Consider the following 26,382-nt stretch of genomic DNA (forward strand, 5'->3'; position numbering starts at 1 on the left):
CTATACCACCTGGGTATAGTTAAAACAACTCAGGGGCGAGGTTGATTCCGTGGGAATGCTGCAGGGCGCACTGGCCGACCGTGACTCCTGGTCGGCGGTCGGGCACTGCCCGATCGAGAAGGCGATGACGCTCGTCGGAACCAAATCGGCGATGCTGATCATGCGGGAGGCCTATTACGGCACCACTCGGTTCGAGGATTTCTGGCGCCGGGTCGGCGTCACGAAAGCCGCGGCGTCGGCCCGGCTGACCGATCTCGTGGAGGCCGGGCTGCTCGAACGTCGGCCCTACCAGGAGCCCGGGCAGCGAAGCCGCGACGAATACGTGCTGACCGAGGCCGGCGTCGATTTCATGCCCGTGGTGTGGGGACTGTTCGAGTGGGGCCGGCGGCACGTGCCCAACCGTTCGCCGCTGCGGTTGGCGCACGACGGTTGTGGCGCGCGCGCGACAGTCGAAATACGTTGTGACGAAGGGCACCTCGTGCCTGCCGATGAACTGGTCGTGAAGGTGGATCGGCGGGACTCAGTGTGAGTCTGCGTCGTCGAGGTACTGCTTCGCCACGGTCTTGGGTGCCTGCGCCAGCCACGCTTCGGTGATCAGTTCGGTCAACTCGGGAACGCCGATCGTGGCGAGCTTGACCAGAACCGCCGGGTAGCCGTCGAAATGCGGCGTGGTGAAGTACACCGACGGATCGTCGGCGATCAGCGCGAACTTGACTCCTTCGTCGGGTACGTGAGCTCCGAGAACGTCGCCGTCGGGCGCGTTCTCGCCCAGCGCCTCGTAGTCGGCCTTGCGCAGCGGGCGTTCCCACACCACGAGCTTCTTGCGCACCCGCCATGTCCGGGGCGTTGCCTCGCTGGTTTCGGGAAGAGCCGCGGTAATGCGGGCCACGTCATCCCAGTTCGCCACGTGCTGAACGTTACTCTCGGCCCGTGCTGCACCTACGTGTGATCGCGCCGGCCGAGCTACGGAATCCGATCCTCAACGTGTTGGACCGCGAGCCCGGGGTGACCCACATCGTGATGCATCCCGGTGCGGCAGTGGAACCTGCCGGCGATGAGATCACCGCCGACATCGCGAGGGAGGCCGCAAACGGCGTCGTGGAGCGTCTCAAGGCACTTGACGTCCATCACTACGGCGCGATCACCATGGAACCGCTCGACACCGTGCTGTCGTCTTCGGCCTACCACGCCGAGGACGAAGCCGCCGGTGATGCCGCCGACGCGGTCATCTGGGACGAACTGGTCTCGCGGACCCGCGAGGAATCCCATCTGAACGTGACGTTCGTGATGTTCCTCTGCATCGCCTGCATGCTCGCGGCAGTCGGCGTGCTCACCGATTCCCCGGTCACCGTGGTCGGGGCGATGGTGGTCGGTCCGGAGTTCGGGCCACTCGCCGCGCTGGCCGTCGCGCTCGTGCAACGCCGGATGTCGCTGGCGCGTCGCGCCGCGGCGGCTCTGGTGATCGGATTCCCGCTGGCAATGGTGGTGACCGCAGCCGCCACGCTGGCATTCGAGGCGGCGGGCTGGGTGATGTTGACCAGCACCAGCCAACTGAGCCATGTCGACTTCATCTTCCGCGTCGGCCCATTCTCGTTCGTCGTCGCGTTGCTCGCGGGCGCCGCCGGAATGTTGTCACTGGTATCGGCGAAGTCAGCGGCGCTGGTGGGTGTGTTCATTTCGGTGACAACGGTGCCCGCGGCTGGTTTCGCGGTGGTCGCCGCGACCGTCGGGGAGTGGGACGTCGCGGGCTGGTCCTTCCTGCAGCTCGGCGTGAACCTGGTGGGCATCACACTGGCCGGGGTGCTTGTGTTGGTTGTCTACCAGCGGACCAGGGTTTCCAGACCGGTCAGAGGTGGCTGATTCCCAGCCCGACGAAGAACACGCCGACCGCACCGGCGATGACAGCCACCACCAGCCGATGGTGGATCCGCATCCAGCTGTAGATCCGCTCGACACCCGAGCGGGTGGCGTCAGGAGCGACCCAGAAACTGATGATCGGAATCAGGGCCGCGCCGAATCCCACCAGATTGAAGACGACGAGCGCGGCCAACTGTTGGCCGACGGAGACACCCGCCGTGATTGCCGCCGCCATCGCTGCCAGGTAGTACGGGGTGGGAATCCCGTTGCTCAGGCCGAGCAATCCGGCGGCCCATGCGGCTTCGCCCCGAAGCGCCGCCTTGATGCTCTCCGGCAGCTTCGCGACGATCGGCAAGGAGTCCAGCGTCGGCGGCGCGACGTGCCCGGTTGCCTGCTCACCGACCCCAGCGCCGACGACGGCGCGTCGGCCTCGGACCCGCCGGACCATCCGCTCCAGCGAACCCGTCGCCGACAGCACCGCGATCAGCAGCGCGAGCCCGCCGATCGCGATCTCGACCGCCGGAGGGATCGCGCCGCCGCCGACGGCGGTGTTGCGCAGGACGAACACCACCACCGCCCCCACTACGAGGTTGACGGTGAATCCGACGACGAAGAACGGGAGCAGCAGCCGTACCGGCCGTCGACGCGACACCATGTAGGCGACCACACCGATGCGCAGGGGATCGGTTCCGGCGACTACCGCCATCACCAGCACCGTGCTCCACATGGCGGTGTCCACATCCCTTCGGCCAGTTATCTCAATGCTGAATTGAACCAGCGCTGCCGGGGTCCGGCCCGCGCGGCATGTCTGGAACGCGGCGCCGTGGGTGGAGTGCGTACCGTTCTGTCCTGATGGTTCTTCGTGCGAACAGCTCACTCGACGCCGACGGCGTTCTGGCGGCGTACCGCCGTATCAGGGCACAGCAGTCGCTGTTCGACGTCCGGGACTCCCGCCCCGGGTCGGGCTATGACGAGTTCGTCGACGCCGCCGGAAACGTCCGGCCGGCCTGGCGCGAACTCGCCCAATGCATCGACGAGCGGGGCCGAGCCGGCCTCGACCGGTTGCGCGCCCAGGTACGCGGCCTGGTCGACAACGACGGGATCACCTATATCCAGGTGGACCGGCACGGCGAAATGATCACCGACGGCGACGGCACCGCTGTACCGGGGCCGTGGCATCTCGACGCGCTTCCCCTGATCATCTCGGCCGAGGATTGGGACGTCCTGGAATCGGGACTGGTGCAGCGCTCCCGGCTGCTCGATGCGGTGCTCACCGACCTGTACGGGCCGCGGCGCTCGATCATCAGCGGGGTGCTGCCGGCCAAACTGCTGTTCACCCATCCCGGGTACCTGCGCGCCGCGCAGGGGATCGTCGTACCCGGCCGCCACCAGCTGTTCCTGCACGGCTGCGACATCAGTCGCAGCGACGACGGGTCGTTTCTCGTCAACGCGGATTGGACGCAGGCACCGTCGGGGGCGGGTTACGCCCTGGCAGACCGCCGCGTCATCGCCCATGCCATCCCCGACCTGTACGAGCAGATCAGCCCCCGGCCGGCCTCGCCGTGGGCGCAGGCGCTGCGGCTGGCGCTCATCGATGCCGCGCCCGAAGCCGCCGAGGAACCGGTGGTCGTGGTGCTCAGCCCCGGGAGCCAGTCCGAAACCGCCTTCGACCAGGCCTATCTGGCCGGCGTTCTGGGCTTTCCGTTGGTGGAGAGCGCGGACCTGGTGGTGCGGGACGGCAAGCTGTGGATGCGATCACTGGGCACCCTCAAACGCGTCGACGTGGTGCTGCGCCGGGTCGACGCCCACTACGTCGACCCGCTGGACCTGCGACCCGATTCCCGTCTCGGCGTCGTCGGGCTCGTCGAGGTGCTGCGGCGCGGCGCGGTGACCGTGGTCAACACGCTGGGCAGCGGTGTGCTGGAAAGTCCCGGGCTGCAGCGGTTTCTGCCGCAGTTGGCGGAATTGCTGCTCGACGAAACCCCGCGGTTGGAGACGGTTCCGCTGTACTGGGGCGGCATCGACATCGAGCGCTCGCATCTGCTCACCAAGTTGGAGTCACTGTTGATCCGGCCTGTCGATGGCGGCGCGCCGATCGTGGGGCCGGAGCTATCGGCGGCGCAGCGCGAGGCGCTGGCGGCGCGGATCGAGGCCGACCCGTGGCAGTGGGTGGGCCAGGAACTACCTCAATTCTCCACCGCACCTACCGATTACCGGTCGGGGGGACTGTCGGCGGGTAGCTTCGGGATGCGGTTGTTCACCGTCGCGCAACGCGGCGGCTATGCACCGATGGTCGGTGGGCTGGGCTACCTGATGGCACCCGGAACCGCCGCATATCGGATGAACAGTGTTGCCGCCAAAGATATCTGGGTGCGAATGTCGACGCGGGTGACTGCCGAGCGGATCCCGCCTCCCGTCGAGTTGATCTCCCCGGCGATGACGCCGAGCCCCACCCGATCGGTCAGCTCCCCGCGCGTGCTGTCGGACCTGTTCTGGATGGGCCGCTACTCGGAGCGTGCCGAGGGCATGGCGCGGTTGCTCAGCGTCACCCGGGAGCGCTATCACGAATACCGCTACCGGCAGGACGTCGAGGAGAGCCAATGCGTGCCGGTACTGCTGGCCGCGATCGGTGCCATCACCGGCACCGATATGGGCACAGCCGGCGACGATCACGAGATGATCGCCATCGCTCCGACCACGCTGTGGGCGGTCACCGCCGACCGGCACCGGCCCGGCTCGCTCGCGCAATCGGTCGAACGCCTGGGCTTGGCAGCCCGCGCGGTCCGCGACCAGATGTCCAACGACACCTGGATGGTGCTTGCCGGCGTGGAACGAGCAGTCCTGCGGCCGACTGCTGCACCGGCGGAGTCACAGCCCGCCGGTGAGGCCTATCTTGCGACTGCCCACAACCAGGCGCTGGCCGGCATGCTCGCGCTGTCAGGGCTGGCCGCCGAGTCGATGGTGCAGGACGTCGGCTGGACGATGATGGACATCGGCAAGCGCATCGAGCGCGGCCTCGCGCTGACTGCGCTGCTGCGCGCCACGCTCACAGAGGCGCGCACCGCAGCCGCCGAGCGCACCGTCACCGAGTCGGCCCTGGTGGCCTGTGAATCGTCGGTGATCTACCGGCGGCGCAACCCGGGCCGGGTCAGCGTGGCCGCGGTCACCGAACTGATGTTGTTCGACGCCGAGAACCCGAGATCGCTGATCTATCAACTGGAGCGACTGCGCGCCAAGCTCAAAGCGCTGCCCGGATCGTCCGGATCGTCGAAACCTGAGCGTCTGGTCGACGAGCTCGCGACCCGACTGAGGCGGCTCGTCCCGGCCGACCTCGAGAAGGTCACCGACGGTAAGCGCGCCGAACTGGCCGATTTGCTGGATGGCATGCAGACGGGCTTGCGCGACCTGTCGGGCGTCATCACGGCCGCACACCTGTTGCTGCCCGGTGGGATGCAACCGCTGTGGGGCCCCGACAAACGCCGGGTCGTGCCGTGACCGGCCCTGACGCAGGCACCGGGACCCGGTGTTACGAGATCACCCATCGCACTGTGTACCGCTACTCCGACGATGTCGCCAGCTCCTACGGTCGCGGCTTTCTGACGCCCCGTGATCTGGCCTGGCAACGCTGCCTGGCCCACGAACTGGTGCTCGATCCGGAAGCAGCCGACAGCTCCACCAGCCGCGACGTCTACGGCAACGTCAGCTCGTACTTTCACATCACCGAGCGCCACCGCAGGTTGAGCGTCACCAGTCATTCGGTGGTGGAGGTCGACCCGCCGCCGCCCAACGGTGCCTCGGCCAAGGCGCCGTGGGAGCTGGCCCGCCCGGTCGGTGCCGATGGTGCGCTGGCCGCCGAGTTCGCTCTTGACCTGCAGCCGCCGGAGATCACCGACGCGGTGCGCGCCTACGCGGCGCCGAGTTTCGTCGCAGGCCGGCCGCTGGTCGAGGTGCTGCGTGACCTCACGTCGCGCATCTATTCCGATTTCACGTACCGGTCCGGGTCGACGACGGTGTCCACCCAGGTCGCCGAGGTGCTGCAGGCGCGGGAGGGGGTGTGTCAGGACTTCGCGCGGTTGGCCATCGCATGCCTGCGCGCGAATGGCCTGGCGGCCGGTTACGTTTCGGGCTACCTGGCGACCGACCCGCCGCCCGGCAAGGAACGCATGATCGGTGTCGACGCGACACACGCCTGGGCGTCGGTGTGGACCCCGCAGAACCAGTGGCTGGCGTTGGATCCCACCAACAACCAGATGGTCGACGAGCGCTACATCGTGGCCGGTTACGGCCGGGATTACGCCGATGTGCCACCGTTGCGGGGCATCATCTACACAGACTCGAAAAGCAGCGCGATCGAGGTTTCGGTGGATGTGGCGCCATTCGAGCGCAGGGAAGGGGGGCTCCTGCATGCGTGATTTCAACTGCCCCAACTGCGGTCAGCGCCTGGCGTTCGAGAATTCACGCTGCCTGTCGTGCCGCAGCGCATTGGGTTTCTCGCTCGACGATATGGCGCTGCTGGTCATCGCCGAGACCGACCAGAGCAACCATGCCGGCGCCGTCGATCAAGATCGGTATCAATTGTGTGCGAATCTGTATGCCGCAGAATGCAATTGGCTGGTGCGTATCGGTCCGGGCGAACAGCTGTGCGCATCCTGTGCGCTCACTCGCACCCGGCCGGCCGATGCCGATGTGACGGCCATGGTGTCGTTCGCCGAGGCGGAGCGGGCCAAGCGCAGGCTGATCGCCGAATTGCACGAACTGAAGCTGCCGATGGTCGGCCGCGATGAGGACCGGCAGTTCGGCCTGGCCTTCGACCTGCTGTCGAGTGCGACCGACAAGGTGTTCACCGGCCACCAGAACGGCGTCATCACACTGGATCTCGCCGAAGGTGACGATGTGCACCGGGAGCAGTTGCGGGTCGCGATGGCCGAGCCGTACCGCACACTGCTGGGCCACTTCCGGCATGAGATCGGGCACTACTACTTCTACCGCCTGGTGTCACCGTCGGCCGACTACACCGCGCGGTTCGGGGAACTGTTCGGCGACCCGGACACCGACTACCAGGCTGCGCTCGACCGCCACTACGCCGACGGGCCGCCGCCCGGCTGGGAGGACACCTTCGTCTCCTCCTACGCCAGCATGCACGCCGCCGAGGACTGGGCTGAAACCTTCGCCCACTATCTGCATATCCGCGACACCCTGGACACCGCTGCGGCATTCGGCTTCGCGCCCGCCGGGGCCACGCTCGGCCGGCGCGTGCTGGGCCCCAGCGGATTCGACACGATCATCGAGATGTGGCTGCCGCTGGCGTGGGCGCTGAACATGGTGAACCGCTCGATGGGTCACAGCGACCTGTATCCCTTCGTGCTGGCGCCGGCCGTGCTGAAGAAGATGAAGTTCGTCCACACGGTCATCGACGAGACCACCGCCTGACTTGACCCCGCGAGCAGACACAAACTCGCACTGCAGACGCCTGATTTGTGCGAGTTTGCGTCTGCTCGCGCTACGTTGTGGCCCGCAGGTATGCCCGCCCGCGTGGGGAGATCCGGTAGCCGACGTCAAGGCTGATGGTCAGGCCCAGGCCCTTCAGTTGGCGCACCCGGCGCTTGAACCGCGGCACATCCAACCCCACCCGGTCCGCCAGGTCCGGTGCCCGCACCGCCTCATTGGCCGCGATCATCGCCAGGTACTGCCGCGTCCACGGCTCGGTGGTGGCCGCATCCCAGCGATCCAATCGTGCACTGATTGTGGCGACGTCGGCCTTGCTCAGCGCGTCGTCGGCGGCCAAGTCGGGCCGTTCGTCAGGCGCCAGGTAGGACACGGTGATGACGTAGGTGTGCTGCGCGGGCCTGCGGTCCAGGTCGGCCTGTGCGGCCTGGGCGTCGGGATACCCGGCGGCGCGGGCATGTGCGGCGCTGACCCGGTAGTCGCCCGGATGCTCGGCGACGTCGTCGATACGGACCGTCCCCGTCGAGGTCCGCTGCGTCCCACCGGCCTTTGCGCGGGGCGCGTCCCACCGTCGCAACACCAGGGTGATGGTGCCGTTCGCGATGCCTTCCGCGGTCGGGCGGTTTAACAGCACGATCACGATCGTATGTCGCAACACCGATGTGGCCGTCGGCGTTCTTAGGATCGGCCGGTGACTGATCGCTACGGTTCCGACATATTGGCCCGAAACCCGCACACCCCCAAGAGGACCCGCTCGACCGAGCAGCCCGTGGAGATGGGCATGGTCGTCGAAGACGCCCAGAGCGGCTATGTCGGTGCGGTGATTCGGATGGAGCAGGGCCGCGTCGAACTGGAGGACCGTCGCGGCAAGGTCCGGGCCTTCCCGATGGGACCGGGTTTTCTTCTCGACGGTAAGCCGGTCATCCTCACCGCCCCGAAACGCTCGAACGCACCGGCCCGCACGGCGTCGGGTTCGGTGGCGGTAGCCGGTGCGAAAGCCCGGGTGGCGCTGGCCAGTCGGATCTATGTCGAGGGCCGCCATGACGCGGAGCTCGTCGAACAAGTGTGGGGCGCCGATCTGCGAATCGAGGGTGTTGTCGTCGAATACCTCGGCGGGGTCGATGACCTGGCCGGCATCGTGGCGGAATTCCAGCCGGGCCCCGGCCGTCGGCTGGGAGTCCTGGTCGATCACCTGGTTGCGGGCTCCAAGGAATCTCGTATTGCCGACGCCGTGCGCCGCGGACCCTGCGGTGAGCACACGCTCGTGGTCGGGCATCCGTTCGTCGACATCTGGCAGGCCGTGAAACCGGCCAGGCTCGGCATCCAAGCCTGGCCGGTCGTCCCGCGCAGCGTCGAGTGGAAGCACGGCATCTGCGACGCGTTGGGCTGGCCGCACAGCTCACAGGCCGACATCGCACGGGCCTGGCAACGGATCCGGGGCCGGGTACGTGACTGGAACGACCTGGAGCCGGCACTGATCGGGCGGGTCGAGGAGCTGATCGACTTTGTGACGGCGCCTGCGTAGCCGACGGTCGTTGTCGTGTCGGCGTGGTATGCCTGAATCGTGTCCGACAGCTTGTTCGACGTGCCCGGCGACGCCACCCCAACGGGACCCGGCGCCGGGGTTCCTGCGTCGGCGCCGCTGGCGGTTCGCATGCGTCCGGCCAGTCTGGAGGAAGTCGTCGGGCAGTCTCACCTGTTGCAGACGGGCTCGCCGCTGCGCCGGCTGGTCGAGGGGTCGGGCGCAGCATCGGTCATCCTCTACGGGCCACCCGGCACCGGTAAGACCACGCTCGCCTCGCTGATCTCGCAGGCGACGGGGCGGCGGTTCGAGGCGCTGTCGGCCTTGTCGGCGGGTGTCAAAGAAGTCCGCGCAGTGATCGACACCGCCAGGCGTGCAGCCATGCACGGTGGTCAGACCGTGTTGTTCATCGACGAGGTGCACCGGTTCTCCAAGACTCAGCAGGACGCGCTGCTCGCGGCGGTGGAGAACCGCGTGGTGCTACTGGTCGCGGCCACCACCGAGAATCCGTCGTTCTCGGTGGTGGCTCCGCTGCTGTCGCGATCGCTGATCCTGCAGTTGCAGCCGCTGACCGCCGCGGACGTGGAAACCGTGGTGCGCCGGGCCGTTGCCGACCCTCGGGGCCTGGGCGGCAAGGTCGAGGTCACCGACGAGGCCGTCGACCTGCTGGTGCAATTGTCGGCCGGTGATGCGCGGCGCGCGCTGACCGCCCTTGAGGTGGCCGCTGAAACAGGTGACAAAGTCACTGTCGAGACCATCGAGCAGTCGCTGGACCAGGCCGCGGTGCGCTACGACCGCGATGGCGACCAGCACTATGACGTGGTCAGCGCATTCATCAAGTCGGTGCGCGGCTCCGATGTCGATGCAGCCCTGCATTATCTGGCCCGCATGCTGGTGGCGGGGGAGGATCCGCGGTTCGTGGCGCGCCGCCTGATGATCCTGGCCAGCGAGGACATCGGGATGGCGGACCCGAGCGCCCTGCAGACGGCGGTGGCCGCCGCGCAGACAGTGCAGTTGATCGGCATGCCCGAAGCCCAACTGACACTGGCGCACGCGACCGTGCACCTGGCCACCGCGCCCAAATCCAACGCGGTGACGACCGCGCTCGGTGCCGCGATGAGCGACATCAGAGCGGGTAAGGCCGGGCTGGTGCCGCCGCACCTGCGCGACGGCCACTACTCGGGAGCCCAGAAGCTCGGCAACGCCGTGGGCTATCGCTACTCCCACGATCACCCCGATGGCGTTGTACCGCAACAGTATCCGCCCGATGAGCTCGTAGGCGTCGACTATTACACGCCGACCGGGCGTGGGCTGGAACGCGAGATCACCACCCGGCTGGACAAGCTGCGCGCCATTATCCGCCGCAAACGCTGAATCAACCGTTGACACCCTCGGCACCGTCTTCTACATTGGTAATCAACCAAATCATTGATCAAGTAAAAGGTTGACTATTGGAGAGTGATGACGGTGCCGATACGAGACTGGACCGCGCCTTCATGGCCCTGGCCGACCCGGTGCGACGGGCGATCGTGGCACGGTTGTCGCGGGGTCCGGCCACCGTCAATGAGTTGGCTGCGCCGTTCGACATCACGAAACAGGCTGTCTCCAAACACATTCAGGTGCTCGAACAGGCGGGCCTTGTCACCAGGACCCGCGATGCGCAGCGTCGGCCGGTCCATCTCGACGCCGCCGCGTTGGAAGGGCTGACCGCCTGGATCGACCGATATCGGCTCAATGCCGAACGGAGCTACCGCCGGCTGGACGACCTGCTGGCTCGAATTTCGCCGAACACCACTCAGGAGGAAGAGAAATGACGAACGCACTGGATCTACGCGCGCCGGTCGACACGCTGGCCATGGAGTTCACCCGGGACTTCGATGCCCCGGCCGCGGCGCTGTTCCGCGCCCACGCGGAACCCGATCTGGTCAAGCAGTGGCTGGGTCCGCATGGCCTGGAGATGCTGATCGACCGGTGGGATTTCGAGACCGGAGGCGGCTACCGCTATCAGCATTCAGACGAGTCCGGCTCCTACAGCTTCAACGGGGTGTTTCACACCGTGCGCCCCGGCGAACTGATCATTCAGACTTTCGAGTTCGAAGGTGCCCCGGACATGGTGAACATCGAGTTCATGTGGTTCGAAGACCTGGGCGGTGGTCGAAGCCGGCTGCGTGGTCGGTCGATCTGTCCGAACACCGAGGCCCGCGATGCACTGCTGTCCTCGGGCATGGAGGGCGGCATGACCGAGGGCTACGACAAGCTCGACGCGCTGCTGGCCACGTTGTAGGACACCCCAACGGTCCCGGCCGCAATGCGAGCCGGGACCGTTGGGGATGCGACGTCAGTGGGTCAGGCCGGAGCGCCGGCCACCCGTCAGTCCAGTGCGCCGACGTCCCATCAGAGCCGCCACCAGTGCCACGCCGATGACCGCGACGACGAGCTGGACAAGCAGCTCGAGCCAGTCGATGCCGCTGGTCATCGTGGGGATGCCCAGCGCGCGTGCGATGGCGCTGCCAATGAACGCAGAGACGATTCCGACGAGGATCGTCACCAGGATCCCGATTGATTGTCTGCCGGGAACAATCAACCGGGCGATCACGCCGACGACGATGCCGATGAGAATCGCGCTGATAATGCCGGTGATGGTCATTTTTCCTCCAAGACTTGTTGGCTGGAAGTTGAAGTACCCAACGTGGTTGCCGCGCAAACGGAGCCGTCAATTGCTCCTTGTGCTCCGCGGAAGCGGGTGGGTCAGGCCATTTCCGGAACCCGCAGGTGGGCAAGGGCCAACTCGAACTCGCCGACATCGAGTTGGTCGGCGCCCAGATCGCGTAACCGGGCCGTACGCAGCGACCGGGCCTGGTCCCGATTGCGTTCCATCGCGGCCATGCTGTCGAACGTCGCGGAGGACACCGCCCGGCCCGAATTCCGGTCCAGCATCAGGCTGGCACTGCAGAAGCCTTCGAGTTCTTCCATCGACGGCAGCACCGATGTCCGGTAGAACTCGACCGCGCGGTCGAACTGCTCGGGCCGGGCGCGCAGCCAGGTGGCCCGCACGCAGGCGCCCGGCCCGGTGTACTGCTCCCGATGCACCAGTGCGATCTCCCATTCGTCGACTGTGGCGCTGCCGGCGAACACTTCGACCGCGCGATGCCGAACCGGCTCGAGAATGGGCTCACTGGCGTGCATGGCCTCCTCTGAGTGCCAGGCTGTGGTGGCGATGCATCGGCCCGATTCCCGGTCAACCATCAATGACAGGCCGACACATCCGTCTATGCCCTCGAGGGCGGGCATGGCCTCGTCGCGGATGTGCGCGATGCCGGCGTTGATCGCCTCGGTATGCGCCGCGATCGTGGTAGAGCGTGCGAACACGATCCACCCCTTCCTGTCGGGGCGGCGCCCCGGTGGCGCCACCGGTTCATTCACTACCTTCCTCCGCTGCTTCGCAGCTGGCAATGGGTGCGGGCAGGCCTCGTAGGCTGGGGAGATGGACAGCAATGTGATCGACGTCGACACCGCTCGACGCCGCATCGTCGATCTCACCGACGCAGTGCGCCAGTTCTGCGGCGGGTATCGGGACGGGCTGTGCAACGTCTTCGTCCCACATGCCACGGCAGGTGTGGCGATCATCGAGACCGGCGCGGGCTCTGATGACGATCTGGTCGACACCCTGGAGCGGTTGTTGCCGCGCGATGACCGCTACCGCCACGCCCACGGGTCGGCCGGTCACGGCGCAGACCATGTGCTGCCCGCCCTGGTGTCACCGTCGGTGACGCTGCCGGTGCAGGCAGGCCGGCCGCTGTTGGGAACCTGGCAGAGCGTCGTGCTGGTCGACCTCAACCGGGACAACCCGCAGCGCTCGGTCCGGCTGAGTTTCCTGGGAGCGTGATGTGCGCCTGTTCAGTGTGAAAGCGCTGACCGGTAATGTAAGGCGGTCGAATTAGTGTCGCCGTTCGGCAGCAGGACGACTATTTCTTCGAGACGACTCAGACCATCGCGACCATCTACGACCACGAGGACACAAGCGACGTGCAGACACACGAGATCAGGAAACGCTTCCTCGATCATTTCGTGAAGGCGGGCCACACCGAGGTACCCAGTGCTTCGGTGATCCTCGACGACCCCAATCTGCTGTTCGTCAATGCGGGCATGGTGCAGTTCGTGCCGTACTTCCTTGGCCAGCGGACCCCGCCCTGGAACCGGGCCACCAGCGTCCAGAAGTGCATCCGCACACCGGACATCGACGAGGTGGGCATCACCACCCGGCACAACACGTTCTTCCAGATGGCCGGCAACTTCTCGTTCGGCGACTACTTCAAGCGTGGTGCGATCGAGCTGGCCTGGACCCTGTTGACCAATCCGGTCGCCGAGGGCGGGTACGGGTTCGACCCGGAAAAGATCTGGGCCACGGTCTATCTCGACGATGACGAGGCGATCGGCCTGTGGCAGGAAGTTGCCGGCCTGCCCACTGAGCGGATCCAGCGCCGCGGGATGGCCGACAACTACTGGTCGATGGGTATCCCGGGGCCCTGTGGCCCGTCGTCGGAAATCTATTACGACCGGGGACCGGAGTACGGCGTCGACGGCGGCCCGGTGGCCAACGAGGACCGCTACATCGAGATCTGGAATCTCGTCTTCATGCAGAACGAGCGCGGTGAGGGCACCTCCAAGGAGGACTTCGAAATCCTTGGCCCGTTGCCGCGCCAGAACATCGACACCGGCATGGGTATCGAACGGGTGGCGTGCCTGTTGCAGGGTGTGGACAACGTCTACGAGACCGACCTGCTGCGGCCTGTCATCGACGTGGTGGCCGCGGTCGCTCCCCGTCACTACGGCGCGGGCAACCATGACGACGATGTGCGGTACCGCATCATCGCCGACCACACCCGCACCGCGGCCATCATCATCGGCGACGGCGTCAGCCCCGGCAACGAGGGGCGCGGCTACGTACTGCGGCGGCTGCTGCGACGCATCATCCGGGCCGCCAAACTGCTGGGTGTCGATCAGCCCGTGATGGGTGAACTGATGGTCACGGTCCGCGACGCGATGAGCCCGTCCTACCCGGAACTGGCCACTGACTTCGAGCGCATCCAGCGCATCGCCGTGGCCGAGGAGACGGCGTTCAACCGCACTCTGGCGTCGGGCTCACGGCTGTTCGACGAAGCCGCCGCGAAAACGAAGCGCGCGGGAGTGTCCAGGCTCTCCGGCTCCGACGCGTTCACCCTGCACGACACCTACGGTTTCCCGATCGACCTGACCCTGGAGATGGCGGCCGAGGCCGGCCTGTCCGTCGACGAGGCCGGCTTCCGGACCTTGATGGCCGAGCAGCGCAAACGCGCCAAGGCCGACGCCGCGGCTCGCAAGCAGGCCCACACCGACCTGACCGCCTACCGGGAGCTTGTCGACTCTGGCCCCACCGAATTCACCGGATTCGATGAATTGGCTTCCGAGGCAAAGATTCTCGGGATATTTGTGGACGGTAAGCGGGTTCCCGTGGTGTCGCACGAGAGCGTGGAAGCCGAGCGGGTCGAGCTGATCCTGGACCGCACCCCGTTCTACGCCGAGTCCGGCGGTCAGATCGCCGACGAAGGCGCCATCAGCGGGACGGGATCCTCGGCGACTGCCAGAGCCGCCGTCACCGACGTCCAGAAGATCGCGAAAACGTTGTGGGCACACCGCGTCAACGTCGAATCCGGCGAGTTCGTCGAGGGCGACACCGTCACCGCGGCCGTCGACCCCCAGTGGCGCCAAGGCGCTACCCAGGGCCATTCCGGTACTCATATGGTGCACGCTGCCCTGCGACAGGTGCTGGGGCCCAATGCAGTTCAGGCCGGTTCGCTCAACCGTCCCGGCTATCTGCGGTTCGACTTCAACTGGCAGGGGGCGCTGAGCGAAGACCAGCGTTCGCAGATAGAAGAAGTCACCAACGAAGCCGTCGTCGCCGACTACGAGGTGCACACGTTCAACACCGCGCTGGACAAGGCAAAGGCCATGGGCGCGATGGCGTTGTTCGGAGAGAACTATCCCGACGAGGTGCGGGTGGTCGAGATCGGTGGCCCGTTCTCGCTGGAACTGTGCGGCGGTACGCACGTACACAATTCGGCCCAGATCGGCCCGGTGACCATTCTCGGGGAGTCGTCTGTCGGGTCCGGCGTGCGCCGGGTGGAGGCTTATGTCGGTCTGGAGTCGTTCCGGCACCTGGCGAAGGAACGCGCGCTGATGGCCGGGCTCGCTTCGACTCTGAAGGTGCCTTCGGAAGAGGTGCCCGCCCGCGTCGCCAATCTGGTGGACCGGCTCAAGGCGGCTGAAAAAGAGCTCGATCGTGTCCGGTTGGCCAATGCCCGGGCAGCGGCGGCGAATGCCGCTGCCGGAGCCGAGGTAATCGGAAAGGTCAGGGTGGTCGCACAGCGAATGGCCGCCGGTGTTTCGGCCGGCGATCTGCGCAGCCTCGTCGGCGATATCCGGGGCAAGCTCGGCGCCGAACCCGCGGTGGTCGCACTGATCGCCGAGGGCGAGGGGGATTCGGTGCCCTTCGTGATAGCAGTCAACCCGGCCGCGCAGGATCTCGGATTGCGCGCCAACGAACTGGTGAAGCAATTCGGCGCCGCGGTCAACGGCCGCGGTGGCGGCAAGGCCGATCTGGCACAAGGGTCCGGTAAGGGGGCGGCGGGTATCGACGCGGCATTGTCCGCGCTACGCGCTGAGATCGGCCGGGGATAGTTCGTGGCTGAAACCCCTTCCCGCTCTGCTCGTCTCGACACCGACGAGCGGCTGCCCGACCGTCCCGGTGACGATGATCCGGGACGGGGTCGGCGGATCGGCATCGACGTCGGAACCGTCCGGATCGGGGTGGCCTCGAGCGATCCCGACGGCATCCTGGCCACGCCGGTCGAGACGGTGATGCGGGACAAGCGCGACAAATCCGGCAGGCATCTGCGCAGGCTGGCCGCGCTGGTCGAGGAGTACGACGCGATCGAGGTCGTGGTCGGGTTGCCTCGGACGTTGGCCGACCGGGCCGGAACCTCGGCTCACGATGCCGTCGACCTGGCCGATCGGCTGGCCCACCGGATTGCGCCGACACCGGTACGGCTGGCCGATGAGAGGCTCACTACTGTTTCCGCACAGCGGTCGCTGCGGGAAGCCGGGGTTCGGGCAAAAGGACAGAAATCGATGATCGACCAGGTTGCTGCGGTCGGCATCCTGCAGAACTGGCTGGATCAGCGGCGTGCGGCCCTGGGCGCACGCGGAGAGGGCACGGATGGCTGACGACTGGAGTGCCGACCGAGCGCAACCGGTGGCGGTGGGTCCACCGCGACGCGGGATGAGCCGAGGTGACCGGGTCCGGCGGTCCCGCGCCAATCGAAAGCGACGTATCGCCCGCGGGCTGTCGCTGATGTTGCTCATCGTGGTGGCCGTCGGCGCCGTCTTCCTCGGCTCCAAACTGTGGCACAGCATGTCCGGCAGCGGCAGCGACTACGCCGGTGAGGGGGTGACCGACGTGGTGATCCAGGTACGCGATGGTGACTCCACGACGGCCATCGGTGAGACGCTGCAGGACCACAAGGTCGTGGCCACCGTCAAAGCGTTTGTCGACGCCGCGCAGGGCAACGATGCGATCTCGGCGATCCAACCCGGTTTCTACAAGGTGCGTACCGAGATTCCCGCAGCGAACGCCGTTGAGCGGCTTGTTGATCCGGGCAGCAGGGTGGGCAAGCTGACCATCCCGGAGGGGCGTCAGCTCGATGACATCGCCGACGTCAAGACCAACGCCGTCACCGATGGAGTTTTCAGTCTGATCTCGAAGGCGTCGTGTGTCGAACTCGACGGCGAGCAGCGCTGTGTGTCGGCGGAGGACCTGAAGGCGGCCGCCGGATCGGCGCCACCGGCCGCATTGGCGGTGCCGGACTGGGCGGCCGGGCCAGTCGTCGCGATGGGTGCCGACCACCGCAGGCTGGAAGGACTGATTGCGCCGGGGACCTGGAACGTCGACCCCGCGGCCTCCGCTCAGGACATCCTCTCGACACTGATTGCCGGCAGCTCGGCCGTGTACACCCAAGGCGGGCTTCTCGATACCGCCGCGGCGATGAGCATGTCGCCGTACCAAATCCTCACGGTGGCCTCACTGGTACAGCGTGAGTCCAAGCCGCAGGACTTCGCCAAGGTGGCACGGGTGATCTACAACCGGCTGGCCGAGCACCGCAAGCTCGAGTTCGACTCCACCGTGAACTACTCGTTGGACCGCCAAGAAGTAGCGACCACCGACGCCGACCGGGCGCAGGTGACGCCGTGGAACACCTATGCGAGCGAAGGCCTTCCACAAACGCCGATCTGCTCGCCCGGCGCTGACGCGCTGGCCGCCGCCGAACATCCGGAGCCGGGGGACTGGTTGTACTTCGTGACGATCGACCTGCAGGGCACCACCCTGTTCACCCGGGATTACGACGAGCACCTGGCGAACATCGAACAGGCTCAGAACAACGGTGTCCTGGACAGTGCCCGATAGGCGGCCCGCCGCGGTACCCGATAGCGCCCGCAAGGCCGCGGTGCTCGGCTCGCCCATCGCCCACTCACGTTCGCCGCAGCTGCATCTGGCCGCATACCGGGCGCTGGGTCTGCCGGCGTGGACCTACGAGCGCATCGAGTGCACTGCGGAGCAGCTTCCTGCCCTGGTAGGCGGCCTGGGGCCGGAGTGGGTAGGGCTGTCGGTGACCATGCCAGGGAAGTTCGCCGCACTGCAGTTCGCCGATCAGCACACTGACCGTGCCAAGCTCGTGGGCTCGGCCAACACCCTGGTGCGGCTCCCGGCCGGTGGATGGCGCGCCGACAACACCGATGTGGACGGGGTGGTCGGGGCGCTCGGGGCTGCAGGCGACGCGGCACTGGTGGTCGGCTCCGGCGGCACCGCGCCGGCCGCCGTGGTCGGCCTGACAGAGCTTGGCGTGCAACGGATTACCGTCGTGGCGCGCGATCCGGGCAAGGCGAGCCGGCTGGTCGAACTCGCGGAAAGCTGTGGCGCGCACAGCAAATGGTGCGATATCGGCAGCCCGCAGCTGGCCGAGGCGGTGGCTGAGGCGACCGTGGCGGTCAACACGATTCCAGCCGACGCGGCCGCGGTCTACGCACCGACGCTGGCCGCGGTACCGCGACTACTCGATTCCATCTACGACCCGTGGCCGACGCCGTTGGCGAAAGCGGTTCAGTCGACCGGTGGTGAGGTGATCAGCGGACTGCACATGCTGCTGAACCAGGCCTTCACCCAAGTCGAGCAGTTCACCGGGATGCCCGCGCCCAAAGAGGCGATGAGGGCGGCCCTCCTGGGGGCTTAGCCTCGGATCGTGGGGGCGGCGGTCGCTGGGATTGTCTGGCTCGGGGCGCTGAGTGCATACGACATTCGGCAGCGCCGGCTGCCCAACTGGCTGACCCTTCCTGGCGCGGCCGTGATATTCGTCGTCGCAGCACTGTCGGAACGCGGTGGGGCTGCCTTGGCCGGGGCGGCAGCGCTGGCGGCGCTGTACGCCGTCATGCATCTGGCCTCGCCGCGGTCGCTGGGAGGCGGCGACGTCAAACTCGCACTCGGCGTCGGCGCGATGACCGGGGCCTTCGGGCCCGACGTCTGGCTGCTGGCGGCGATCGGTGCGCCGCTGTTGACCTCGATGCTCGCGCTTGTCGCGGCGATGCGCGGCGTGACGACCGTGCCGCACGGCCCGTCGATGTGTCTGGCCAGTGCGGCGGCTGTGGCGTTGGTGGTGGTTTAGTCGACGTCGATGACCACGGATTTCAGCCGGCAAACCGTGACGTGGGAGAATGGCGTCCGTGTTGCGTTGGACCACAGCAGGTGAATCCCACGGCCGCGCCCTGGTGGCCATGCTCGAAGGGATGGTTGCCGGCGTGCCCATCACTTCCGACGACATCGGGGCGCAGCTCAAGCGTCGTCGTCTCGGATATGGCCGCGGCGCCCGGATGAAGTTCGAGCAGGACCAGGTCACCATGCTGGCGGGGGTCCGCCACGGCCGCACCCTCGGTGGGCCGATCGCCATCGAGATCGGGAACACCGAGTGGCCGAAATGGGAGACCGTGATGGCTCCCGACCCCGTCGATCAAGCCGAACTCGACGTCGCGCGCAACGCCCCGCTGACCCGGCCGCGACCTGGCCACGCCGACTACGCGGGCATGCTCAAGTACGGCTTCGACGATGCCCGCCCGGTGCTGGAGCGCGCCAGCGCCCGGGAAACCGCGGCGCGCGTGGCGGCAGGCACCATTGCCAGGGCGTTCCTGCGCGAGGCGCTCGGGGTCGAAGTCATCTCACACGTCATCTCGATCGGCGCGTCCAAGCCCTACGACGGTCCGCCGCCGCAGGCCGCCGATCTCGCTGCCATCGACGACAGCCCGGTCCGGGCGTTCGACAAGGCCGCCGAAGAAGCGATGATCGCCGAGATCGAGGCTGCCAAGAAGGACGGCGACACCCTCGGCGGTGTCGTCGAAGTGGTCGTCGAAGGCCTGCCGATCGGGCTGGGCTCCTTCACCAGTGGCGAGAACCGCCTCGACAGTCAGTTGGCCGGTGCCGTGATGGGCATCCAGGCGATCAAAGGTGTGGAGATCGGCGACGGCTTCGAGACCGCCCGCCGCCGCGGCACCGTGGCCCATGACGAGATGTACCCGGGCCCGGACGGTGTGCTGCGTTCGACTAACCGGGCCGGCGGCCTGGAAGGCGGCATGACCAACGGCCAGGCCCTGCGGGTACGTGCCGCGATGAAACCCATCTCGACCGTGCCGCGGGCACTGGCCACGGTCGACATGGCCACCGGCGACGAGGCCGTCGCGATTCACCAGCGCTCCGACGTGTGCGCGGTACCGGCTGCCGGCGTGGTGGTCGAGACCATGGTCGCCCTCGTGCTGGCACGCGCCGCCCTGGAGAAGTTCGGCGGGGATTCACTGGCCGAGACGAGGGCCAACATCGACGCCTACCTGCGCGCGGTGCACACGCGAGGGGCCAATCCGCCGGACGGCCACCGCGAGCCGGCGGCACAGGCGCTGGGCTGATGGCTCCCCGGGCGGTACTGATCGGCCTGCCGGGTTCGGGCAAGTCGACAATCGGTCGTCGCCTGGCCAAGGCCCTGGACCTGACCATGCTCGACACCGATGCCGTGATCGAGGAGACCACCGGCCGCACCATCGCCGACATCTTCTCCAATGACGGGGAACAGGAGTTCCGCCGGATAGAGGAAGAGGTCGTCCGCGCGGCGCTGGAGTCCCATGACGGTGTGTTGTCGCTCGGCGGCGGCGCAGTCATCACGCCGGGGGTACGGGAAGCCCTGGCCGGGCACACGGTCATCTACCTGGAGATCAGCGCCGCCGAAGGTGTGCGTCGCACCGGTGGGACCACGGTGCGCCCGTTGCTGGCCGGCGACCGGGCCGAGAGATTTCGCACCCTGATGGCACAGCGGGTGCCGATCTACCGGCGGGTGGCCACCATGCGGATCAACACCAATCGCCGCAACCCGGGCGCGGTGGTGCGGACGATCGTTGCGCGGCTGGAGAATCCGCAGCCGCCGAAGCCCACCCCGAACAAGCCACGCCGACGCCGCCGCCCACCGTGGCGGCGCGGTCCGGCAGACTCCGACAGCACTGCCGGAGCAAACCCCATACCCACCCCCGCGGCCCTGGCCGCCCGCAACGCGGAGCGACACATTGACTGACCCGGTAATCGTCGAGGTTCTCGTTGACCGTCCCTACCCGGTCATCATCGGTACCGGGCTGCTGGGGGAGTTGGGCCGCACACTGGCGGGCCGGCACAAGGTCGCGATCCTGCATCAGCCGGTGCTCGCGCAGACCGCCGAAGCCATCCGAAACCACCTCGCCGACAACGGAATCGACGCCCACCGCATCGAGATCCCCGATGCCGAATCGGGCAAGGAGCTGCCGGTCGTCGGGTTCATCTGGGAAGTACTGGGCCGCATCGGCATTGGGCGCAGGGACGCCGTCGTCAGCCTCGGCGGGGGAGCGGCCACCGACGTCGCGGGTTTCGCCGCCGCCACCTGGCTGCGCGGAGTGGACATCGTGCACGTGCCCACCACCCTGCTCGGCATGGTCGACGCAGCGGTCGGCGGCAAGACCGGTATCAACACCGACGCCGGCAAGAACCTGGTCGGCGCGTTCCACCAGCCCGCCGCGGTGCTCGTCGACCTTGCCACGCTGGAAACCTTGCCGCGCAACGAGATTGTCGCGGGGATGGCCGAAATCGTGAAGGCCGGGTTCATCGCCGATCCGGTGATCCTCGACCTCATCGAAGCCGACCCGGAAGCCGCGCTCGACCCGGCCGGGACGGTGCTGCCCGAACTCATCCGCCGCGCGATCGCCGTCAAGGCCGAGGTCGTCGCCGCGGACGAGAAAGAGTCGCAGCTGCGCGAGATCCTCAACTACGGCCACACACTCGCTCACGCCATCGAGCGGCGTGAGCGGTACAAGTGGCGGCATGGTGCAGCCGTGTCGGTGGGGCTGGTGTTCGCCGCTGAGCTGGGCCGGCTTGCCGGCCGGCTGGACGACAAGACCGCAGATCGCCATCGCTCGGTGCTGACCGCGCTGGGCCTACCGGTCAGCTACGACGGCGACGCGCTGCCGCAGCTGCTGGAGTACATGGCCGGCGACAAGAAGAACCGGTCCGGGGTGTTGCGATTCGTCGTGCTCGACGGGCTGGGCAAGCCGGGACGGCTGGAAGGTCCAGATCCGTCACTGCTGGCCGCGGCGTACGCGGAAGTGGCGCGGGACTGATTCCCGCGCCACCTGCGCTCATACGCTTTTACTGACGCGGTTGCTCTGGATAATCCACGGGCGTGGTCTGCGTGTTGTCCTCGGCGCCGTTGGCGCTCACCGCGGCGAACACATCGGTGTCGGCCCGCTCGTCGGTGGCGTGGCTGCCGTGATGCCGAACGACCTGGGGCGTATGGCGATCGATCATCCAGCGGCCGATCGTCACACCGGCCACCGCGACCAGGAACACCAACAACGCGGTGAACGCGGCGAACGTCGTGACCTCGTTGAGCAGCGCCTCGGTGTAGATGCTCTTGTAGAACAAGCCGATGAACCACGACACCACGCCGCTGAGGATGCCGGCGCACAGCCCGGCCAGCAGCCACGTCATGGCCAGATCGCTGCGGCGATCCGGGTCGGGGTTGTTGCGGGCGTCAGCGCGGCCGTCGAGCAGACCCCAAATCGCCACCCCGATCCCGAACACCACAAGCAGCGCCACGCTGAACAATATGGCGTTGGCCGGCGACGCGTTGATCAATGCTCCCTGCAGTAAGCGCACTATGACCATCGCTGTTGCGAACACCACTCCGCGCAGTAACCACTTGCTCATGGGGGCACAGCGTAGCGAGTAGCGTCACAAACTGTGACTATTTCCCAGCGCAGAGACCGGCTACGGCAGCGGCTGGCAGCTGCGGACTTGGACGCCATGCTGGTAACAGACCTGGTCAACGTGCGTTATCTGGCCGGATTCACCGGATCGAACGCGGCACTTTTGATACGTGTTTCCGACGCCACACCGGTGCTGGCGACCGATGGGCGCTATCGAACGCAGGCCGCGCAGCAGTGCCCGGACGCCGAAATCGTGATTGAACGAGCCTGCGGTCCGCATCTGGCCGGACGGGCCGCATGCGACGGCGTCCGCCGGCTGGGCTTCGAAAGCCACGTGGTGACCGTCGACGCCTATACGGCCTTGACGAAGGCCGCCGGTGAACGCGTTGAACTGGTACGGGCGGCGGGCACTGTGGAAGCACTGCGCGAGGTCAAGGACGCCGGTGAGATCGCGATGCTGCGGCTGGCGTGCGAGGCCGCCGACGCCGCCCTTGCCGATCTCTTGGAACGCGGTGGGCTTCGGCCGGGGCGCACCGAGCAGGAGGTGCGCCGCGATCTGGAAGCGCTGATGCTCGACCACGGCGCCGATGGCCCGTCGTTCGAGACGATCGTCGCGACCGGAGCCAACTCGGCCATACCGCACCACCGGCCCACCGATGCGGTGCTGGCTGTCGGTGACTTCGTGAAGATCGACTTCGGCGCCCTCGTGGAGGGCTATCACTCCGATATGACGCGGACCTTTGTGCTGGGCCAGGCCGCGCAGTGGCAGCGGGAGGTCTACGACCTGGTGGCCACCGCCCAGCGGGCGGGTCGGGAGGCATTGGCGCCCGGCGTGGCGCTCAGCGCCGTCGACGCGGCATCCCGCCAGGTCATCGCCGACGCCGGCTATGCGGAGTACTTCGGCCACGGACTCGGACACGGCGTCGGACTGCAGATCCATGAAGCGCCGGGAATCAACTCCGCTGCCGCCGGTACACTGCTTGCTGGCTCTGCGGTGACCGTTGAGCCAGGTGTCTATCTGCCAGACCGCGGCGGCGTCCGAATCGAGGACACGCTGGTCGTGACTGGCGGCGAATACGCCGCGAACCACGCCGAATACAACACGGCGGAACCTGAGCTGCTTACCCGGTTCCCGAAGGAACTGGCCATCGTGTGACAGAAAGCTAGGAGCTATACCGACCATGGCATCGACTGCCGACTTCAAGAACGGACTCGTCCTGCAGATCGACGGCCAACTGTGGCAGATCGTCGAATTCCAGCACGTCAAGCCCGGCAAAGGCCCGGCCTTCGTGCGGACGAAGCTGAAGAACGTGGTGTCCGGCAAGGTGGTCGACAAGACCTACAACGCCGGCGTCAAGGTGGAGACCGCCACCGTCGACCGACGCGACGCGACCTACCTGTATCGCGACGGCAGCGACTTCGTGTTCATGGATTCCGAGGACTTCAATCAGCACCCGTTGCCCGAGGCGCTCGTCGGCCGCGCGGCGGGCTTCCTGCTGGAGAGCCTGCCCGTGCAGATCGCCTTCCACGACGGTGTTCCGCTGTACCTGGAACTGCCGGTCTCGGTCGAACTCCTGGTCAGCCACACCGAGCCCGGCCTGCAGGGTGACCGGTCCAGCGCGGGCACCAAGCCCGCCACCATGGAGTCCGGTGCCGAGATCCAGGTTCCGTTGTTCATCAACACCGGCGACAAGCTCAAGGTCGATACCCGCGACGGCAGCTATCTGGGTCGGGTGAATGCCTGACCGTCGTGGTGACCGGGGCCGTCACCAGGCCCGCAAACGCGCAGTCGACCTGCTGTTCGAGGCCGAGGCACGTGGCCTGACCCCGGAGGCGATCGCCGATTCGCGATCCGCGCTCGCCGAGGACGAGACCGACATTTCGCCGCTGAATCCGTACACCATCGTGGTGGCCCGCGGAGTGACCGAACATGCCGCCCACATCGACGATCTGATCTCCGCGCACCTGCAGGGGTGGACGCTGGAACGGCTGCCTGCGGTGGACCGGGCGATCCTGCGCGTTGCCGTGTGGGAGTTGCTCCATGCCGAGGACGTTCCCGAGCCCGTCGCGGTGGACGAAGCCGTCGAGTTGGCAAAGCAACTGTCAACCGATGACTCACCCGGATTCGTCAACGGCGTGCTCGGACAGGTGATGCTGGTGACCCCGCAGATCCGGGCCGCATCGCAGGCAGTGCGCGGTACGTCGGACGGCTAAAGCGTGTCGAACGACTCTGGTGAGTGTTGGGCACCGCCCTTCTCGGGCGTCTTCGGTTCAGGCCGCGGGTGCGGTGTGAACGTCGGTTCCCGCGTCTTTCGGTCTGGTTTCACCACACACACGAGGGTGTTGGTCAGAGCCGTCCCGTCGGCGGGCATTGGTGGCCCGGCCTGCTGCTTGGGGGTCCGGGGATCGAGGAAGGTCATGGGTGTGGCCCCAGCGGGCCAGATTTACCGCGGCGTTGGTGTCGCGGTCGGCGCAATGCCCGCACGCACAGGTGAACACGCGGTCGGCCAGCGTCATCTCAGTGTTGACCGTCCCGCAGTGGGGACACAGGCGAGTCGAGGGATACCAGCGGTCGGCTTCGACGAGCCGCCCGCCGCGCCACGCCTGCTTGTAGGTGAGCATCCGGGCGAACTCCGACCAGCCCGCATCGGAGATAGCCCGAGCCAGCCGATGGTTGGCCAGCATGCCTGCCACGTTGAGGTTTTCGATGACGAGCCGGTCGTGGGTCTTGACCAGCTCGCCTGATATCTGGTGCAGGAAATGGCGTCGAATGTTGGCGACACGGTGATGATGGCGGCCCAGCCGGGCGGCGGCATCCTTGCGGTGCTGTGATCCTTTCTGCTTGCGGGACAACGACTTGGCTAACCGTCGCTGCTGTTTGAGCCCAGCAGCCAGGGCTTTGGGTGCATCGCTGATGCGGGCGACTTCGGTGCCGTCGGCGGTGGCGGCGACCAGGAACGCCGATAGGCCGCGGTCCACCCCCGCCCAACCGCCGGCATCGTCGGTGCGGGTCGGGTGCTGCTGGAGCGGGTGCAGGTCGGCGGCCTCGACATTCAGCGATATCCACCACCGGCCGCCGTGGTAGCTGATCGTGGCGAACAAGATTTTTGCCCGACCCTTGGCGAGCATCCGCCGCAGAGGGCGGGTGTCGTCATGCACCCCGATCAACCCGATGCCGGGCAGCGTGACCGAGCGTGGCCGGTTGTCATCGCCGACCCGGATCGCCGGCGGTCTGCCCTGGGAATGCTTGTTGCGCAGCCGAAACGACGGGATGTTCCCGGTCTTCTTTTTGAATCTCGGGAAGCCGACACGGCGGCCTTTGCGTGTGCCGGATCGGGAATCCGACCAGGCTTTCAATCCTTTACCGAGGTCGACGGCGGCTTCCTCGAACACCTGCTGACACACCTCACGCCGCCAGGACAGGCCCGTCACCGCCACCTCGACGCCGCCGTGGGCGTCGACGGTGAAGACCCGGCCGGCGGCCTCGGTTTTCTTCCACGCGTTGAAAGCGTTGATCAGATCAAAACCGGTCCACGGCACCGCCGCGCCCGGATCGGTGCGACGTTGTGTCAGCGCGGTTTTCACGATGCGTAGGCACTGGTTGAACGCGAACCGGGCCGCCCCGGCATGCCGGGCCACCACCTCACGCTGCTCGACCGTCGGGTCGAGACAGAAACGGAATGTGGTGTGCCGCGCCATCAACGATCAGCGTCACACACGCCACCGACAAGTGCGGTGGCCAGCGCAGATGTGGCGGCACCCATCATCACTACGAATAGTCAGGTGACCCGAAACCAGGTCAACGGCGCCGACGGTACCGTTGCGATCTGTCCGACACCGCGGGCACGCACATCACCGGCTTCCTTCTCCCACGCACCGCAAGGGCCGGCGGCGCTGGCCGACCGCAGGCGAAGCCGATCGCGCCCACCATCAGCCACGTGTGGGTGGACGAGGGCTACACCGGGCAGGCTGTCACCACCGCAGCGGCCAAGGCCGGTGTCACCGTCGACGTGGTCTGCGGGCCGAAACCCGGCCACGGCTTCATCGCCCCACCGAGACGTTGGGTGGTCGAACGCACCAACGGCGCGATCAACCACTGCCGCCGCATCGACCGCCACTACGAAACCACACCGGCGGCCTACGAAGGCTTCGACTACCACAGCCAATCGGCCTAACACTCCGCAGACTCGACCGCAACCAGTTGT

General features: G+C 67.1%; 29 protein-coding genes. 22 read left to right on the plus strand and 7 right to left on the minus strand.

Translation table 11 applies throughout. The features are described 5' to 3' along the window. Nucleotides 1-55 precede the first annotated feature (55 nt). Nucleotides 56-529, plus strand: a complete 474-nt coding sequence (locus ABQF30_RS09065; protein WP_448463564.1) for a winged helix-turn-helix transcriptional regulator — start codon at nt 56-58, stop codon at nt 527-529. On the opposite strand, the gene ABQF30_RS09070 is transcribed toward ABQF30_RS09065, so the two are convergent. Next, nucleotides 521-907, minus strand: coding sequence for an MmcQ/YjbR family DNA-binding protein (locus ABQF30_RS09070; RefSeq protein WP_448462491.1), 387 nt, complete (start codon nt 905-907; stop codon nt 521-523). The two genes, ABQF30_RS09065 and ABQF30_RS09070, sit on opposite strands and share 9 nt — an antisense overlap. A gap of 23 nt (nt 908-930) precedes the next feature. Between ABQF30_RS09070 and ABQF30_RS09075 the strand changes: the two genes are divergently transcribed. Next, nucleotides 931-1,860: a DUF389 domain-containing protein gene (locus ABQF30_RS09075; protein ID WP_448462493.1), complete on the plus strand. Its 930-nt coding sequence runs from the start codon at nt 931-933 to the stop codon at nt 1,858-1,860. Here the strand turns inward: ABQF30_RS09075 and ABQF30_RS09080 are convergent. Then, entirely contained in the window at nt 1,847-2,596 is a 750-nt protein-coding gene (locus ABQF30_RS09080) for a GAP family protein (RefSeq protein ID WP_448462495.1), read from the minus strand. The two genes, ABQF30_RS09075 and ABQF30_RS09080, sit on opposite strands and share 14 nt — an antisense overlap. 113 nt (nt 2,597-2,709) lie before the next feature. Between ABQF30_RS09080 and ABQF30_RS09085 the strand changes: the two genes are divergently transcribed. Genes ABQF30_RS09085 through ABQF30_RS09095 form a run of 3 tightly spaced genes read left to right on the plus strand, consistent with a single transcriptional unit; the run spans nt 2,710 to nt 7,287 of the window. Further along, nucleotides 2,710-5,352, plus strand: coding sequence for a circularly permuted type 2 ATP-grasp protein (locus ABQF30_RS09085; protein ID WP_448462497.1), 2,643 nt, complete (start codon nt 2,710-2,712; stop codon nt 5,350-5,352). Next, nucleotides 5,349-6,269 carry a transglutaminase family protein gene (locus tag ABQF30_RS09090; RefSeq protein WP_448462499.1) on the plus strand — a complete coding sequence of 307 codons (921 nt, stop codon included), beginning with the start codon at nt 5,349-5,351 and terminating at the stop codon, nt 6,267-6,269. Before ABQF30_RS09085 ends, ABQF30_RS09090 begins: the two co-directional genes overlap by 4 nt. Continuing rightward, nucleotides 6,262-7,287, plus strand: a complete 1,026-nt coding sequence (locus ABQF30_RS09095; RefSeq protein ID WP_448462501.1) for a zinc-binding metallopeptidase family protein — start codon at nt 6,262-6,264, stop codon at nt 7,285-7,287. The genes ABQF30_RS09090 and ABQF30_RS09095 overlap by 8 nt, the downstream gene beginning before the upstream one ends. A gap of 70 nt (nt 7,288-7,357) precedes the next feature. Here the strand turns inward: ABQF30_RS09095 and ABQF30_RS09100 are convergent, their stop codons facing one another. Further along, nucleotides 7,358-7,936 (minus strand): hypothetical protein, encoded by a 579-nt coding sequence (locus tag ABQF30_RS09100; RefSeq protein WP_448462503.1) that lies wholly within the window; start codon nt 7,934-7,936, stop codon nt 7,358-7,360. 57 nt (nt 7,937-7,993) lie between these two features. On the opposite strand from ABQF30_RS09100, the gene ABQF30_RS09105 reads away from it, so the two are divergent. The 4 genes from ABQF30_RS09105 (at nt 7,994) to ABQF30_RS09120 (ending at nt 11,108) form a co-directional block, all read left to right on the plus strand. Further along, nucleotides 7,994-8,827 carry a DUF3097 domain-containing protein gene (locus ABQF30_RS09105; RefSeq protein ID WP_448462504.1) on the plus strand — a complete coding sequence of 278 codons (834 nt, stop codon included), beginning with the start codon at nt 7,994-7,996 and terminating at the stop codon, nt 8,825-8,827. A 39-nt stretch (nt 8,828-8,866) separates the two neighbouring features. Then, nucleotides 8,867-10,198 carry a replication-associated recombination protein A gene (locus ABQF30_RS09110; RefSeq protein WP_448462506.1) on the plus strand — a complete coding sequence of 444 codons (1,332 nt, stop codon included), beginning with the start codon at nt 8,867-8,869 and terminating at the stop codon, nt 10,196-10,198. Between the two features lie 122 nt (nt 10,199-10,320). Then, nucleotides 10,321-10,638: an ArsR/SmtB family transcription factor gene (locus ABQF30_RS09115; protein WP_448463566.1), complete on the plus strand. Its 318-nt coding sequence runs from the start codon at nt 10,321-10,323 to the stop codon at nt 10,636-10,638. Continuing rightward, nucleotides 10,635-11,108, plus strand: coding sequence for an SRPBCC family protein (locus tag ABQF30_RS09120; RefSeq protein WP_448462508.1), 474 nt, complete (start codon nt 10,635-10,637; stop codon nt 11,106-11,108). Before ABQF30_RS09115 ends, ABQF30_RS09120 begins: the two co-directional genes overlap by 4 nt. 54 nt (nt 11,109-11,162) lie before the next feature. Here the strand turns inward: ABQF30_RS09120 and ABQF30_RS09125 are convergent, their stop codons facing one another. Continuing rightward, complete coding sequence (locus ABQF30_RS09125) at nt 11,163-11,471, minus strand: GlsB/YeaQ/YmgE family stress response membrane protein (RefSeq protein WP_448462510.1); 309 nt, start codon at nt 11,469-11,471, stop codon at nt 11,163-11,165. Between the two features lie 101 nt (nt 11,472-11,572). Next, complete coding sequence (locus ABQF30_RS09130) at nt 11,573-12,193, minus strand: hypothetical protein (RefSeq protein WP_448462512.1); 621 nt, start codon at nt 12,191-12,193, stop codon at nt 11,573-11,575. Nucleotides 12,194-12,308: 115 nt separating this feature from the next. On the opposite strand from ABQF30_RS09130, the gene ABQF30_RS09135 reads away from it, so the two are divergent. The 9 genes from ABQF30_RS09135 (at nt 12,309) to aroB (ending at nt 21,589) form a co-directional block, all read left to right on the plus strand. Next, nucleotides 12,309-12,710, plus strand: coding sequence for a secondary thiamine-phosphate synthase enzyme YjbQ (locus tag ABQF30_RS09135; protein ID WP_448462514.1), 402 nt, complete (start codon nt 12,309-12,311; stop codon nt 12,708-12,710). A 140-nt stretch (nt 12,711-12,850) separates the two neighbouring features. Further along, nucleotides 12,851-15,541 carry an alanine--tRNA ligase gene (gene alaS / locus ABQF30_RS09140; RefSeq protein WP_448462516.1) on the plus strand — a complete coding sequence of 897 codons (2,691 nt, stop codon included), beginning with the start codon at nt 12,851-12,853 and terminating at the stop codon, nt 15,539-15,541. A gap of 3 nt (nt 15,542-15,544) precedes the next feature. Then, nucleotides 15,545-16,087: a Holliday junction resolvase RuvX gene (ruvX, locus tag ABQF30_RS09145; protein WP_448462518.1), complete on the plus strand. Its 543-nt coding sequence runs from the start codon at nt 15,545-15,547 to the stop codon at nt 16,085-16,087. Then, nucleotides 16,080-17,324: an endolytic transglycosylase MltG gene (locus ABQF30_RS09150; protein WP_448462520.1), complete on the plus strand. Its 1,245-nt coding sequence runs from the start codon at nt 16,080-16,082 to the stop codon at nt 17,322-17,324. Before ruvX ends, ABQF30_RS09150 begins: the two co-directional genes overlap by 8 nt. Then, entirely contained in the window at nt 17,314-18,147 is an 834-nt protein-coding gene (locus ABQF30_RS09155; RefSeq protein ID WP_448462522.1) for a shikimate dehydrogenase, read from the plus strand. Before ABQF30_RS09150 ends, ABQF30_RS09155 begins: the two co-directional genes overlap by 11 nt. Nucleotides 18,148-18,156: 9 nt before the next feature. Then, on the plus strand, nt 18,157-18,576 hold the full coding sequence (locus ABQF30_RS09160) for a prepilin peptidase (protein WP_448462524.1): 420 nt from the start codon (nt 18,157-18,159) through the stop codon (nt 18,574-18,576). A 58-nt stretch (nt 18,577-18,634) separates the two neighbouring features. After that, nucleotides 18,635-19,861, plus strand: a complete 1,227-nt coding sequence (aroC, locus tag ABQF30_RS09165) for a chorismate synthase (RefSeq protein ID WP_448463568.1) — start codon at nt 18,635-18,637, stop codon at nt 19,859-19,861. Further along, nucleotides 19,861-20,517: a shikimate kinase gene (locus tag ABQF30_RS09170; RefSeq protein WP_448462526.1), complete on the plus strand. Its 657-nt coding sequence runs from the start codon at nt 19,861-19,863 to the stop codon at nt 20,515-20,517. Before aroC ends, ABQF30_RS09170 begins: the two co-directional genes overlap by 1 nt. Continuing rightward, complete coding sequence (gene aroB / locus ABQF30_RS09175; RefSeq protein WP_448462528.1) at nt 20,510-21,589, plus strand: 3-dehydroquinate synthase; 1,080 nt, start codon at nt 20,510-20,512, stop codon at nt 21,587-21,589. Before ABQF30_RS09170 ends, aroB begins: the two co-directional genes overlap by 8 nt. A gap of 28 nt (nt 21,590-21,617) precedes the next feature. Here the strand turns inward: aroB and ABQF30_RS09180 are convergent, their stop codons facing one another. Then, nucleotides 21,618-22,178, minus strand: coding sequence for a B-4DMT family transporter (locus ABQF30_RS09180; RefSeq protein WP_448462530.1), 561 nt, complete (start codon nt 22,176-22,178; stop codon nt 21,618-21,620). Between the two features lie 33 nt (nt 22,179-22,211). Here ABQF30_RS09180 and ABQF30_RS09185 point away from each other — a divergent pair, with 33 nt between their 5' ends. Genes ABQF30_RS09185 through nusB form a run of 3 tightly spaced genes read left to right on the plus strand, consistent with a single transcriptional unit; the run spans nt 22,212 to nt 24,391 of the window. Further along, complete coding sequence (locus tag ABQF30_RS09185) at nt 22,212-23,333, plus strand: aminopeptidase P family protein (RefSeq protein ID WP_448462532.1); 1,122 nt, start codon at nt 22,212-22,214, stop codon at nt 23,331-23,333. A gap of 25 nt (nt 23,334-23,358) precedes the next feature. Continuing rightward, nucleotides 23,359-23,922: an elongation factor P gene (gene efp / locus ABQF30_RS09190; RefSeq protein WP_448462534.1), complete on the plus strand. Its 564-nt coding sequence runs from the start codon at nt 23,359-23,361 to the stop codon at nt 23,920-23,922. Beyond that, entirely contained in the window at nt 23,915-24,391 is a 477-nt protein-coding gene (gene nusB / locus ABQF30_RS09195) for a transcription antitermination factor NusB (RefSeq protein ID WP_448462536.1), read from the plus strand. Before efp ends, nusB begins: the two co-directional genes overlap by 8 nt. A 57-nt stretch (nt 24,392-24,448) precedes the next feature. On the opposite strand, the gene ABQF30_RS09200 is transcribed toward nusB, so the two are convergent. Next, nucleotides 24,449-25,876: an RNA-guided endonuclease InsQ/TnpB family protein gene (locus ABQF30_RS09200; RefSeq protein ID WP_448462538.1), complete on the minus strand. Its 1,428-nt coding sequence runs from the start codon at nt 25,874-25,876 to the stop codon at nt 24,449-24,451. 239 nt (nt 25,877-26,115) lie between these two features. Here ABQF30_RS09200 and ABQF30_RS09205 point away from each other — a divergent pair, with 239 nt between their 5' ends. After that, a complete protein-coding gene (locus ABQF30_RS09205) occupies nt 26,116-26,352 on the plus strand; it encodes a hypothetical protein (RefSeq protein WP_448462540.1) in 237 nt (78 codons plus the stop codon). Nucleotides 26,353-26,382: the final 30 nt, after the last annotated feature.

The sequence above is a fragment of the Mycolicibacterium sp. XJ870 genome, from assembly GCF_053483975.1.

Coding starts and splice junctions, on each gene's coding strand:
- nusB (WP_448462536.1), top strand. CDS start 23,915: ATGCCTGACCGTCGTGGTGACCGGGGCCGTCACCAGGCCCGCAAACGC.
- ABQF30_RS09135 (WP_448462514.1), top strand. CDS start 12,309: ATGGACAGCAATGTGATCGACGTCGACACCGCTCGACGCCGCATCGTC.
- ABQF30_RS09180 (WP_448462530.1), bottom strand. CDS start 22,178: ATGAGCAAGTGGTTACTGCGCGGAGTGGTGTTCGCAACAGCGATGGTC.
- ABQF30_RS09170 (WP_448462526.1), top strand. CDS start 19,861: ATGGCTCCCCGGGCGGTACTGATCGGCCTGCCGGGTTCGGGCAAGTCG.
- ABQF30_RS09065 (WP_448463564.1), top strand. CDS start 56: ATGCTGCAGGGCGCACTGGCCGACCGTGACTCCTGGTCGGCGGTCGGG.
- ABQF30_RS09085 (WP_448462497.1), top strand. CDS start 2,710: ATGGTTCTTCGTGCGAACAGCTCACTCGACGCCGACGGCGTTCTGGCG.
- ABQF30_RS09115 (WP_448463566.1), top strand. CDS start 10,321: ATGGCCCTGGCCGACCCGGTGCGACGGGCGATCGTGGCACGGTTGTCG.
- ABQF30_RS09150 (WP_448462520.1), top strand. CDS start 16,080: ATGGCTGACGACTGGAGTGCCGACCGAGCGCAACCGGTGGCGGTGGGT.
- ABQF30_RS09200 (WP_448462538.1), bottom strand. CDS start 25,876: ATGGCGCGGCACACCACATTCCGTTTCTGTCTCGACCCGACGGTCGAG.
- efp (WP_448462534.1), top strand. CDS start 23,359: ATGGCATCGACTGCCGACTTCAAGAACGGACTCGTCCTGCAGATCGAC.
- ABQF30_RS09095 (WP_448462501.1), top strand. CDS start 6,262: ATGCGTGATTTCAACTGCCCCAACTGCGGTCAGCGCCTGGCGTTCGAG.
- ABQF30_RS09125 (WP_448462510.1), bottom strand. CDS start 11,471: ATGACCATCACCGGCATTATCAGCGCGATTCTCATCGGCATCGTCGTC.
- ABQF30_RS09120 (WP_448462508.1), top strand. CDS start 10,635: ATGACGAACGCACTGGATCTACGCGCGCCGGTCGACACGCTGGCCATG.